This is a genomic window from Mucilaginibacter terrae (assembly GCF_031951985.1).
In the GTDB taxonomy this organism is placed as follows: domain Bacteria; phylum Bacteroidota; class Bacteroidia; order Sphingobacteriales; family Sphingobacteriaceae; genus Mucilaginibacter; species Mucilaginibacter terrae_A.
The window spans coordinates 5183751-5196322 of record NZ_JAVLVU010000001.1 but is presented as its reverse complement, the minus strand read 5'-3'; the positions used below and the strand labels follow the sequence as shown (position 1 = coordinate 5196322).

Here is a 12572-nt window from a genome sequence, read left to right as displayed (position 1 = left end):
TCTGCAATACCCCTATCCTTTTACCAAAAGCCTGCATATTTTTTTTGATTCTTGAATTACCACAAGCTCTGCTAAAAACAGTTTGCCTTAAATATGCAATGCGTATTTTTGTAAAAAACATTTAATATGGCTCTAATCCCCCCTGCTACCGCTCATAAACCCGATACCGCATTTACACGCCTGCTCCATATCATGGATGATTTGCGCGAAAACTGTCCGTGGGATAAAAAGCAAACCCTCGAAAGTTTACGCCATCTTACCATCGAAGAAACCTACGAACTATCTGACGCTATTTTGGGTAATGACTTAAACGAAATTAAAAAAGAGCTGGGCGATGTGATGTTGCACCTCGTTTTTTACGCCCGTATTGCATCCGAAACCAACGCCTTTAACATTACCGATGTACTGAACAGCATATGCGATAAACTGATTAACCGGCACCCGCACATTTACAGCGATACAGAGGTTAATGATGAGGCCGACGTAAAGCGCAACTGGGAAAAGATAAAACTGCAGGAAGGTAACAAATCGGTACTGGGTGGTGTACCTGCCTCCTTGCCTGCGCTGGTCAAAGCATCGCGCATACAGGAAAAAGCCCGGGGTATTGGTTTCGACTGGGAAAACAAAAGCCAGGTTTGGGAAAAGGTGGAGGAGGAAATGCAGGAGTTCAGGGATGAATTTAATGCCGAGGACGACAGCGTGATCGACCACGACCGCGCCGAAAGCGAGTTTGGCGACCTGATGTTTTCTTTGATCAATTACGCGAGGTTCATTAACATCAACCCTGAGGATGCGCTTGAAAAAACCAATCGTAAATTCATTAAACGCTTCCAGCATCTCGAAAAACGCGCACAGGAAAACGGCAAGCTGTTACAAGACATGACCCTGGCCGAAATGGACATTTACTGGAACGAAGCAAAAAAATTATAATTTTTTAATCCCAGCTGTTACAATAAGCTGATTACATGCGTATACCCTTACATACTACTTGTTTTGGTTATGATAAAGAAGCATATATTTCCTGTTTTAATGCTGATAGTGGGTTTGAGCAGTTGTTTAAAAGACCCGGGAAGTAATGATTCGCCCGTAACAGCACCGCAGGGAACGTTTAAAGGACAGTTTATACGAGAGCATAAAAATAACTTAACTAATGCCCGCGATTCGGTTAAAACTAATATTCAATTGGTTTTAAATGGTAATAAGTACAATGTTACCGACCCTGAAGGCATACATGCCCCCAGCCGCGGTATATACGGTTTTACAACGGCCATGGCCGTGTGGTCAGACAGTACGGCCACAGCCAACAGCGGAGCAAACCTTAATTCTCCGCCGTTTCATTTAAATGGGTCGTACGCTTATGCTATTAACGGCACCGATTTAAGGATGGAAGCTTACAACGACACCCTGAGATATATTTATATACTTAAAAAGCAATAACCAAAACACCTGTAATAAAAAACGCCTACCTCCTGAATGCACGATAACCCCAGCAGCGCCGAACAGGAACTGATTCAGCGCTGTAAATCAGGCTCATTAAAATACCAGGAACAGCTTTACAAGCAGTTCTATGGCTATGCTATGGGTGTAGGTTTGCGTTATTGCGACAGCCGGGACGATGCGTTGGAAGTGGTGAACGACTCGTTTATTAAAGTATTCAATACCATACAAACGTATAATATTGAGCGCTCGTTTAAAGCGTGGATGCGCCGCATTATTATCAACACATCGATTGACCGCCGCCGTAAAGACCTTAAATACCAATTGCATACCGATATGGAATACGCTAATCATATTGGTGATAATTATACAGCTGTAAACCAGCTTAATGCAAAAGATATACTAAAGTTAATGGATGATTTACCCGCTATACAGCGTACCATATTTAACCTGTATGAAATTGATGGTTACAACCATGATGAAATTGCCGAAATGCTGAATATACCCTCGAGCTCGTCAAGAGTGTATTTGAGCCGTGCCAAAGAGAAATTAAGAAAAGCATTAACCACAGAAGCACATACGCCATGAGTGAACAGTTGGATAATGAATTGAGGAAACGCATAAGCGAGGTGTTTGATAATTACGAAGACACCGCTCCCGCCAACGAGGGCTGGTTGCTGCTGCGCCAAAAATTTCCGGAGAAGAAGAAGAACCGTATCATACCAATGTGGTGGATGAGTGCCGCCGCCGTGCTTTTAATATTAGCGGCATTTGGCTTATGGTTTGCAAATCAGCCTCAAAAAACGGAGCAGGTTGCTGTTAAGCCTGTTATTAAAAACACGCAGCCTAATAGCCGTCAAAACTCCCCGCTTCAAGGCAATGGTGAATCATCTGCTGCATCAACCAACAGCAATAATCAAACTAATAATGTTAAGCCCGGCGATGCAGCAAATACCATAACACCAGCACCGATTGAGCAATTTGCAGGCACCCTCAACACATATAAAAAACAGGATCAGGTTGCTGCAACGCCTTACTATCCGGCTTCCAATACTCCAGTTAATAATAATTTACTGGCTAATACAAATGTCAATCCAGCAAACCCGGCTGTTTCTGCCCTATCACCGGCAAACAATAACAGCAAAAATGCAAGTGGGGTAACACCTGTTTTAATTAGTGCCGATAGCAATAGCAACATAGCTCAACAAAATATTTTAGCGCAGCAAAAAACGGTTGCGAGTCAACAGCCAAAAAGCGTTATAGCCGTTCAAAAAGATTCGGCCTCAGCTAATGTGGCGCAATCACGCATGGCGGCTTTGCTGGCTAAGGAGCAAAACAAAGAGAACATCAATGCTAAAAAAGATAAAACTGAGAATAAGTTAGATGCCGATAAGAAGATACTGTACGGCGTTTATGCCGCTACTTACTTTAACTATGCTGAGGGCAGCAAAACGCAAATGAATACAGGTGCTGGTTTTAGTACCGATATCAGGTTGACTAAGAACATCAAACTTTCCACTGGTATTGCCATAGGCAGAAACACGTTAAGCTATGAAAATCAACCGGTAACGGCCAGTATACAAAGCGATGCCATAGCGGCCAGTAATAATGCGCGGGTTGAAGTATTACCTGCGTCTCCAACCACCCAATTGGGCTTTAATTCGTTAAAAGTAGCTGCAACGCCATCGGTATCGGGCTATAATGTTAGTTTGACAGGGTTAGATGTGCCTGTTAACATCAAGTATGAGTTTAGTCCGCAAAAAACGGATGCCTACATATCGGCCGGCGTAAGTTCGGGCACGTTCATCAGCGAGAATTTTAATTACCGCTTTACCAATAACATCCCCGGTGCTATAACTACATCAGCGGCCAGCGTGCCTGATGCATCGGCCAGCAAAAGTTTTACCGGCTTTAACTTTGCCCGTACACTAAACCTGAGCATGGGTGTAGGTTACCAGATCACTAAGCATAACCGACTGGTTATCGAGCCATTCTTTAAATATCCGTTAGGAGGTTTGGGGTCGCAGCAAATACGTTTTGGTTCGGGCGGGTTAAACCTCCAGTTTAAATTTCAGGGGAGTAAAAAGTAAGCTTACTTAAAGCGGATTGCTTTAACAGGCTGTATACGGCTTACCAGCATTGATGGCAATAACAACACCACCAAACAAATAACCAATGTGCCTACATTGAGTACAACCACATCAAAAACCGTGAGCTCGATAGGTACAAAGTTCATGTAGTAAGATGCCTGGTCGAGCTTGAAAAAATGTGTTTTTTGCTGAAACCAGCTTATACCTAAGCCAAAGGTATTACCCAGCAACAGACCTACGCCAATTAAATATGCGGCATTATATAAAAATACCGATTGTATGCTCCAGTTAGTTGCGCCTAATGCTTTAAACATACCGATCATGGCTGTGCGCTCCAATATCATGATCAGCAGGGCCGAAATCATGTTGATGGTAGCTACAATGATCATGAGTACAAGCATTACCTGTGTATTTACATCAAGCAGGCTAAGCCACTCAAATATTGCCGGGTAGGTTTCGTTTATGGTGTACAAACGCAGGTAAGTGGGCAGTACGGTGTTCACCTCGTTGCTGGCCTGTGTTAAATTGTCAAAATCTTTTATCTGAATTTCAAAACCACCGGCTTCGCGGTGCGTCCATCCGTTCAGGCGTTGTATTAGTGCCAGGTTGCCAATTACAAAGGTTTTGTCTACATCCTCTACCCCAACGCTGTATACGCCCACAATATTGAGCTTACGCTTGCGCATAGGTTCCTGAATAAAGTACATCAGCAAATCATCGCCCACCTTAAGCTTTAGCCGGTTTGCAATACGGCTGGATAGCATAACCTGGTTTTGCGATGCGGCCGAATCGGCAAAGTCAATTACCTTTCCGCCTACGAGGGTGCTTTTAAAAATGCCCCAGTCGTAGCTCTTATCCACCCCTTTTAATACCACGCCTTCAATTTCGCCGTTGGCTTTTATAATGCCTGGCTTAGTGGCGTAGGGCATAATTTCTTTAACCAGCGGACTGGCCTGAACCTTACGAACAAAGCCGGTATCAACCATAAAGGGTGAATTCTCGTACGAAAAGTTATTATCGAACTTGGTGATCTGTATATCGCCGGCAAAGCCCCGCACCTTGTCTTGTATCTCCCGTTTAAAGCCTTTTACAATAGCTATTGAAAGTATCATTACGCCTAAACCGAGCATTATGCCCACAATGGCAATACGCACAATCAGCTTTGAAAATGTGCGCTTGCTTTGAAAAGTAAGCCGCTGAGCAATAAATGATGAAAAATTCAAGGCAAACAGTTTTTTTGTACTTTCGCAAATATGCAGATTTCGTGCCGAATGTTGGCATCAGCATTGCATCATTACCTGTAATACATTTACTTTACCTACATGAAAAACATTGGCTTTAGTATTGGCTGCCTGCTGTTAAACTTAACGGCGTCGTGTGGCACTACAAAAAACACCAATCAGGCAACCGCACAGGCAAAGGCTACGGAGGTGGTGCAGCAAGCTCAGCAAGTTCAAATTAATGCACAAATCATTTCAGCTGCCGATCAAACTGAGCTATACATCAGCTATTTAAAAGGCCGCAACATAGGCATGGTAGTTAATCCTACATCCATCATCGGCAAAAACAAAATACCCTTGGTTGATAGCCTGGTGAAGCGCGGGATTGCCATAAAAAAAATATATGGGCCCGAGCATGGTTTCAGGGGCGATGCCAGCGATGGTGCTACGGTAAACAACGCAGTGGATAGTAAAACAGGCATACCTGTAATATCACTATACGGCAATAAAACCAAACCTACCCCGGCCGATCTAAAAGGCATCGACCTGATGATTTTTGATATTCAGGATGTAGGCGCACGCTTTTACACCTACATATCAACCCTGCATTACATTATGGAGGCCTGCGCCGAAAACAATATTGAGCTGATGGTGCTCGACCGCCCTAACCCTAACGGCTTTTATGTAGATGGCCCTGTGTTGGATACGGCTTACAAATCATTCGTGGGTATGCATCCCATCCCTGTGGTACACGGCATGACCATTGCCGAATATGCCCAGATGATAAACGGCGAGGGCTGGCTTAAAAACAAGGTAAAGTGCAAGCTTAAAGTTATTAAGGTAGCTAACTACAATCATAACCTGCCTTATGTATTGCCTATCAGCCCGTCACCTAACCTTAATTCGGCACAGTCTATACTGTTATACCCTGGTATATGCTTTTTTGAGGGAACAACCTTAAGTCTTGGCCGAGGTACCATGTTCCCTTTTCAGGTGGTTGGGCATCCGGCGCTGAAGGGCAAATACTCATTTTCGTTTACGCCTAAAAGCATACCAGGCATGAGCGATAATCCGCCGCAAAAGAATGTGGAATGTTTTGGCACCGATTACCGTAATTATGATACTGGCCTGATACGCAAAAGCGCCAAACTTGATCTCGAATGGCTACTTTCGTTTTATCAAAACTTTCCCGACAAAACAAAGTTTTTTAACGCCTACTTTACCAAACTGGCCGGTTCAACCCAGCTACAAAAGCAAATAGAAGTAGGCCAAACCGAAGCCCAGATACGCCAAAGCTGGCAGCCGGGCTTGAGCAAGTTTAAAGAAGTTAGGAACAAGTATTTATTGTACAATTAATACACACCGTGTCATTGCGAGGTAGGAAGCAATCTCTGAACTATGTATGGCCGTTATGCCTGAGCAGAGATTGCTTCGTACCTCGCAATGACGTTATATCGATAGAAATATAAATGAGAATAATATTCATGGGCACGCCCGATTTTGCCGTGGCATCATTACAGGCGTTGTTAGAGGCTGGTTGCAATATAGTGGGCGTAGTTACCGCGCCCGATAAGCCTGCAGGCCGGGGGCAAAAATTGAGCGAATCGGCCGTTAAGCAGTATGCGGTATCGCAGGGTTTAAGGGTTTTACAGCCCGAAAAACTGCGCGACCCAGAATTTTTACTCCAACTCCAAAACCTCAAAGCCGATCTGCAGGTAGTTGTGGCTTTCCGTATGTTGCCCGAAGTGGTTTGGAGTATGCCACCAAAAGGAACCATTAACCTGCATGCTTCGCTGCTGCCCCAATACCGGGGTGCTGCCCCAATAAACTGGGCTATTATTAACGGCGAACCCGAAAGTGGGGCTACTACCTTTTTTATTAAGCAAGAGATCGATACCGGGGCCATTCTGTTTAAAGAAAAAATAACCATCGACGATGATGTAACTGCAGGCGAGTATCACGACCGCCTTATGATCAAAGGTGCCGGACTGTTGGTAAAAACGGTAAAAGCTATTGAAAGCGGCCGGTACACCGAGCAGCCTCAAGACCAGCTGACCGATGGCCAGGAACTGAAACATGCCCCTAAAATTTTTAAAGAAGACTGCCGTATAAACTGGAACCAACCGGTTGATAAAGTTTATAACATGATACGCGGCTTAAGCCCCTACCCGGCTGCCTTTACCGAGCTAAACGGTAAAACATTTAAGATATACAAGATTGCAAAAGAATCATCTGCACCTGAGGTTGAACCGGGCAAATACCTAACAGATAATAAAACCTACCTGAAATTTGCCTGTACCCATGGCTACATCAGCGTAACCGAGGCACAATTAGAAGGCAAAAAACGCATGGGCATTGAAGAGTTTTTGCGCGGCGTGAAATTGTAATATGGTTGAAGAATGACTATAAAAATCTTTCCGCCTAAGGCGGAGAGGGTTTGGGTGGGGCGACTTTTTTCCTACCTTTGCACCTGCTATTTTAGGCTTAACCTCGGGAATTTAAAATCCCGAAATAATAAGTTATGTTTGATAGCATTTATTTAAGCAATTACTTTTACAGCCACAGATGAGAAATTTCTGGACTTACTTAAAAACTAAAGATTTCCGATTCCATATTTTAGGTGCCATTGGTACAGTGGTGGCTGTTATATTTATTGCTTACCTCAGTTTAGGTTATTACACCCGTCATGGCGATGGCATTCCGGTTCCTCAATTAAAAGGCCTTACCGTTGAGCGTGCCACTGCAATGCTCGAAGAGCAGGGCTTTCAATACAAAATTGATTCGGTTTACGTGCAGGATCAGCCGCCGGGCACAATTTTAGAACAAGACCCCGATGCCGGTACCAAGGTAAAAGAAAACCGTACCATTTATTTAACCATGGTAACCACCCAGGCCCCGCCTGTTAATTTGCCCGATTTAGAGCAAAGTACCTATCGCGAGGCAGTGGCCATACTATCAAACACCGGCTTAAAAGTAGGCGATACTACCTACCGCTCCGATATTGCCCGCGACCGTGTACTTGAAGTACGCTTTGGTGGTCAGGTGATAAAAACCGGTCAAAAATTACCCAAAGGTTCGGTTGTTGATCTGGTATTGGGCGATGGCGCGGGCGCTAACGAAGTGGATATACCTGACCTGCTTAACCAGGATTTGGATGCTGCCCGTTTTGCCATTCGTGGTGCCGGTTTGAGCATAGGTAACATTACTTACGAAGGTTCAATTACCGATTCGACCAACCTTGTGGTTGTTCGTCAGTTCCCTATGCGCACCGATTCTACGGCCAAAACCAGCATCGGCACCCGTGTAAATTTAACCGTTACTCAAGGCAAATCAACCAATGAGCCACAACCTCAGCAACAGCCCGAACAGCAACAACCCTGACATTAAAGCCATCGAACTACTCGAAAGGCTTGATAACAGCGAAGCGCTGCACATTTTGGATGTACGCGAACCGATAGAGTTTTATACCCATAACATAGGCGGTTTAAACATACCCGTTGGGCACTTACTAAACCGGTTAGAAGATTTGGAATGGGACCCGGCAGATGAGATCATACTCATTTGTAAAGCCGGTATCAGGAGCCGCACGGCGCAATCAATTTTACAACAAAACGGTTATACCCATACCCGTAACCTTACCGGCGGGTTAACCGCCATACAGCGTTTAAAAAGTTAACATCTACATTAAATAAAAATATGTCTACCGAACAATCATCATCAGGCGGTACATTCAAAAAATTCATTATTGCCCTGGTGGCAATTATAATACTGGCATTAGGTATAACCGGCGTAATGTACTACCTGCGCTGGTTTGGCCCCAATGTAACCGATAAGCAGGAATATCTTTACATACGTACCGGAGCAGGCTTTAACGAGGTTTACCAAACCATACGCGAGCAAGGCATTGTTAAAGATACCACTACTTTTTTATGGGCAGCACACAACATGCACTACGTTGATCGTGTAAAACCGGGCCGCTACCGTTTAAAAGAGGGCACCAGCAACCGCAAGCTCATTAACATGCTGGCATCGGGCACACAAGAGCCGGTTGACCTGAAATTTAAAAGCTGGCGCTTAAAAGCACAGTTTGCAGGGCATATTGCCAAGCAAATTGAGGCCGATTCGGTAGCCTTACTTGGGTTACTCGATTCGACCAAATTTGTGGAGCAGTACGGGTTTACGACCGATAACGTGTACACCATGTTTATGCCCAATACCTACCAAATGTATTGGAACACCTCTGCAGGCCAGTTTTTTGAAAAAATGCACAAGGAGTATGAAAAGTTTTGGACAGCTAACCGTAAACAACAGGCAGCCGCGCTTAACCTCACTCCTATCCAGGTATCAATTTTAGCTTCCATAGTTGATGCCGAAGCATTGCATGATGATGAGATGCCCATGATAGCCGGCCTGTACTTAAACCGCCTCAAACGCGGCATTAAATTAGAAGCCGACCCAACTGTTATATATGCAACCGGTGATTTTACTATTAAACGGGTTTTAAGAAAATATCTTTCTACCCCATCGCCTTATAATACATACCGTGTTACGGGTTTGCCTCCAGGCCCAATCATGATGCCATCGGTTAACGCCGTTAAGGCTGTACTTAGCCCTAAGGAGCATAATTATATTTACATGTGCGCTAAAGAAGATTTTTCGGGTTACCATAATTTTGCCACAACCGTTGCCGAGCATTTGGCCAATGCGCGCCGTTTTCAGAAAGCTTTAGACGAAAGAGGTATTAAGCGCTAATGTTCACTTACACTACCAAAGTACGCGTACGCTACGGCGAAACCGACCAGATGGGTTATATGTACTACGGCAACTATGCCGAGTTTTATGAGGTAGGCCGCGTAGAAATGCTGCGCAGCCTTGGCCTTACCTATGCCTGGATGGAAGAAAACGGCATTATGATGCCGGTGCTTGAAATGAAGTGCCGCTACATGAAACCTGCCCGTTACGACGAAGAGATTAGCATTAAGGTAACAATGGACAAGATGCCCGGCGTTAAAATTCATTTCAGGTACGATTTATACAACGAAAAAGAAGAACATATACACGTGGGCGAAACCCTGCTGGTGTTTGTAAACATGCAAACCAACCGCCCCTGCCTGCCCCAACAGGAATTTTTAGATAAACTCAAGCCGTTTTTTGAGTAGCTTTGGTTAAATGGACTGGTTGCACAGGTTACTTCTTAAAACAAGTATTTACAGCGCTTTTATAGAATGGACAAAATCGGTTATACTGCCTGGATTTCGTCCGTTGCCACTGTATACTGTGGCCGTTTTTTTTATTGGCGAATTAAAAAAAAGTTCATTAGTAAACAAAGCATCTTCTTTGGCATACAGCTTTATGCTGGCCTTTTTTCCGGCTACTATCTTCCTGTTTACGCTAATACCGTTTGTGCCAATTAAGCACTTTCAGCAAACCTTATTTGAGCTTATTGCAGTTATATTACCCAGCAATGCCTTTGAGGCTTTTAAAAGCACCCTAACTGATATTATTAAAAACCAAAACGGCAAGTTGTTATCCATAGGTTTTGTAACGGCCTTGTACTTTGCCTCAAACGGGGTGTACAAGCTCATGCAATCGTTTAATAAATCATCATTGATACATGAAACCAGGAGTTTGATAAAACGCAGGCTGGTATCTGTTTATTTGACGGTAATTATCAGCTTCTCGTTGTTATTTGCCATTGCCGTACTCATAGCCGGGCAAGCGCTTATTAACTTCTTAAAATCGCATCTGTTTAAAGCAGCGCATTTATGGTTATGGCTGTTATCATTAAGCCGATGGCTTATTGTAGTGATGATATTTTTTACCGTAGTGTCTATCCTGTATAAATACGGTCCTGCACATAAACGCAGGTGGCGGTTCTTCAGCCCTGGCTCAATACTGGCTACTGCCCTTGCCGTGCTAACATCGGTAGGCTTTTCATACTACATCAACAACTTTTCATCCTACAATAAGGTGTACGGTTCTATAGGCACCCTCATTGTAATGATGATATGGCTGTACATAAATTCCCTGATTATTTTGATCGGGTTTGAATTAAATGCCTCTGTCGACCTCTCCAAACGCAGCATCAAGATCGTAAAACCGCGCCAAAACACGTTCCGCGGCCCTAAAAACAGGCAGTTACAATAAATTATTGAATTGATAATAAAAGGGTTAACTACAAAACGTACAAAAACAGCAAAATATTGCATTTTCAATTTGCCAATTCGCTCCGGATTTGTACTTTTGTCCCCGGAGAGTTGGCAGAGTGGTCGATTGCGGCAGTCTTGAAAACTGTTGACTGTAACAGGTCCTGGGGTTCGAATCCCTAACTCTCCGCTAAAAACATTTTAAAAGTGTGAAAAGCCCTTTAATTGTAAGATTAAAGGGCTTTTTTGTTTTCAATACCTACCAAAACTGGATCAAGCAAAAAACTTGGGATCAAGCAAAAAACTTGTGGTGGAATAAAAAAGTTTATTTTTTTGTGTGACAATAAATATTTACAGACTTGTCCGCAGCATACGAAACCCTTGTCCGCCTGATCTTACCTGAAGGCATCTTAGAATACTTTGAACTTACCGATGTCCGCTCGTCCGAGACTGGGCAATTGAATATCCATTTGGAAGAAAAGAACGTGCCGCCTTTGGGGTATGAAAAATCGCAACTGGAATCAAAAGGGTTCTTACCCGAAACGGCTATCCAGGATTTTCCAATTCGTGGACATTAGGTAGCACTTTGTATTAAAAGACGCAGATGGGAAGTAAAAGCAAGCGGTGAAGTTATCACAAGAGACTGGGATTTAGCAAGAAAAGGAGCACGAATGACAACAGAATTCGGCACTTTTTTAAAAGGTATATTTGGATAATAACCCCATCAGTTACCATTTATTAGGCCGTTTGTATTCCGTTGATGGTAAACAGTTACAACAGCAATACAAAGATCACCTGAGCGACTTTCACGGCTGGGAGCAGAAAGATCATGCAGATGAATGGATGCTGTTCGAAGATAATATAGGCCCCTCGCTGAGTATAGATGAAACAGCATTAAGCAATGGCGAGCTGTATACCATCATCACTAATAAGGAAGCCAAAGGCGGTAAACGGGCTATCGTAGCGATGCTCAAAGGCACACAGGCCGAACAGATCGCGGCGGTATTGGAACGTATCCCTGCCCGTAAGCGTAACCAGGTAAAGGAGGTAACAATGGACATGGCCTCAAACATGATCAAAGCCATCCGCCGGTGCTTTAGTAATGCCAGCCGGGTGATCGACCGTTTCCATGTGCAGAAACTGGCTTATGATGCCGTGCAGGAGGCAAGTATCAAATACCGCTGGGAAGCGCTGGAGCAGGAAAACCAAGCGGTAGAAGCTGCTAAAAAGAACAAACAAAGCTATCAGCCGGAAGTATTCACCAATGGTGATACGTTGAAGCAATTACTGGCACGTAGCCGCTACCTGTTATTCAAACATCCATCCAAATGGACAGCATCACAAAAACAAAGGGCAGACCTGGTCTTTCCCCGCTACCCGGAGTTATATAAAGCGTACAACCTATCCATCCGCTTAGGACAGGTCTTTACCATCTGCAAGAACAAGCAGCAGGCATTTAAGCGGTTAGCGATCTGGTATAATGATGTAGAAAGCGCGGGTATTGATGCTTTTAAAACCGTGGCCAGATCAGTTCAAACTCATTATGAATCTATCCTGAACTTCTTTGATAACCGCAGCACAAACGCATCGGCCGAATCATTCAACGCCAAGATCAAAGCTTTCAGGGCCACTTCAAGAGGCGTTAGATGTAATAGCCACTACTTGATCTGACAGTTAGG

The 12572-nt window shown here is 43.9% G+C and carries 13 protein-coding genes, 1 tRNA gene and 1 pseudogene; 14 read left to right on the top strand and 1 reads right to left on the bottom strand.

Annotated elements, in window-relative coordinates; translation table 11 throughout:
- Positions 1 to 126: 126 nt before the first annotated feature.
- From mazG to QE417_RS22275, 4 genes are all read left to right on the top strand, one after another.
- Positions 127 to 930 (top strand): nucleoside triphosphate pyrophosphohydrolase, encoded by an 804-nt coding sequence (gene mazG / locus QE417_RS22290; protein WP_311953945.1) that lies wholly within the window; start codon positions 127 to 129, stop codon positions 928 to 930.
- A 69-nt stretch (positions 931 to 999) separates the two neighbouring features.
- Complete coding sequence (locus tag QE417_RS22285) at positions 1000 to 1437, top strand: hypothetical protein (protein WP_311953943.1); 438 nt, start codon at positions 1000 to 1002, stop codon at positions 1435 to 1437.
- A gap of 36 nt (positions 1438 to 1473) precedes the next feature.
- Positions 1474 to 2025, top strand: coding sequence for an RNA polymerase sigma factor (locus QE417_RS22280; RefSeq protein WP_311953941.1), 552 nt, complete (start codon positions 1474 to 1476; stop codon positions 2023 to 2025).
- Positions 2022 to 3527, top strand: a complete 1506-nt coding sequence (locus tag QE417_RS22275) for a hypothetical protein (RefSeq protein ID WP_311953938.1) — start codon at positions 2022 to 2024, stop codon at positions 3525 to 3527. The genes QE417_RS22280 and QE417_RS22275 overlap by 4 nt, the downstream gene beginning before the upstream one ends.
- 2 nt (positions 3528 to 3529) lie before the next feature.
- Here the strand turns inward: QE417_RS22275 and QE417_RS22270 are convergent, their stop codons facing one another.
- Positions 3530 to 4750 (bottom strand): ABC transporter permease, encoded by a 1221-nt coding sequence (locus QE417_RS22270; protein WP_311953936.1) that lies wholly within the window; start codon positions 4748 to 4750, stop codon positions 3530 to 3532.
- Positions 4751 to 4849: 99 nt separating this feature from the next.
- Between QE417_RS22270 and QE417_RS22265 the strand changes: the two genes are divergently transcribed.
- The 10 genes and pseudogenes from QE417_RS22265 (at position 4850) to QE417_RS22220 (ending at position 12564) form a co-directional block, all read left to right on the top strand.
- Complete coding sequence (locus tag QE417_RS22265) at positions 4850 to 6103, top strand: exo-beta-N-acetylmuramidase NamZ family protein (protein ID WP_311953934.1); 1254 nt, start codon at positions 4850 to 4852, stop codon at positions 6101 to 6103.
- Between the two features lie 113 nt (positions 6104 to 6216).
- Positions 6217 to 7134 (top strand): methionyl-tRNA formyltransferase, encoded by a 918-nt coding sequence (gene fmt, locus QE417_RS22260; protein ID WP_311953931.1) that lies wholly within the window; start codon positions 6217 to 6219, stop codon positions 7132 to 7134.
- Positions 7135 to 7312: 178 nt separating this feature from the next.
- Positions 7313 to 8128, top strand: a complete 816-nt coding sequence (locus QE417_RS22255; protein WP_311953929.1) for a PASTA domain-containing protein — start codon at positions 7313 to 7315, stop codon at positions 8126 to 8128.
- Positions 8085 to 8423 (top strand): rhodanese-like domain-containing protein, encoded by a 339-nt coding sequence (locus tag QE417_RS22250; RefSeq protein WP_311953927.1) that lies wholly within the window; start codon positions 8085 to 8087, stop codon positions 8421 to 8423. The genes QE417_RS22255 and QE417_RS22250 overlap by 44 nt, the downstream gene beginning before the upstream one ends.
- 20 nt (positions 8424 to 8443) lie before the next feature.
- On the top strand, positions 8444 to 9499 hold the full coding sequence (gene mltG, locus QE417_RS22245; RefSeq protein ID WP_311953925.1) for an endolytic transglycosylase MltG: 1056 nt from the start codon (positions 8444 to 8446) through the stop codon (positions 9497 to 9499).
- Entirely contained in the window at positions 9499 to 9906 is a 408-nt protein-coding gene (locus tag QE417_RS22240; RefSeq protein ID WP_311953922.1) for an acyl-CoA thioesterase, read from the top strand. Before mltG ends, QE417_RS22240 begins: the two co-directional genes overlap by 1 nt.
- A gap of 10 nt (positions 9907 to 9916) precedes the next feature.
- Positions 9917 to 10894, top strand: coding sequence for a YihY/virulence factor BrkB family protein (locus tag QE417_RS22235; protein ID WP_311953920.1), 978 nt, complete (start codon positions 9917 to 9919; stop codon positions 10892 to 10894).
- 104 nt (positions 10895 to 10998) lie between these two features.
- Positions 10999 to 11083: transfer RNA gene (locus QE417_RS22230), tRNA-Ser, on the top strand.
- A gap of 169 nt (positions 11084 to 11252) precedes the next feature.
- Positions 11253 to 11609: pseudogene (locus QE417_RS23750) on the top strand (ISAon1 family transposase N-terminal region protein).
- Positions 11602 to 12564: an ISAon1 family transposase gene (locus QE417_RS22220; protein WP_311953915.1), complete on the top strand. Its 963-nt coding sequence runs from the start codon at positions 11602 to 11604 to the stop codon at positions 12562 to 12564. Before QE417_RS23750 ends, QE417_RS22220 begins: the two are co-directional and overlap by 8 nt.
- The last annotated feature ends 8 nt before the right edge of the window (positions 12565 to 12572 follow it).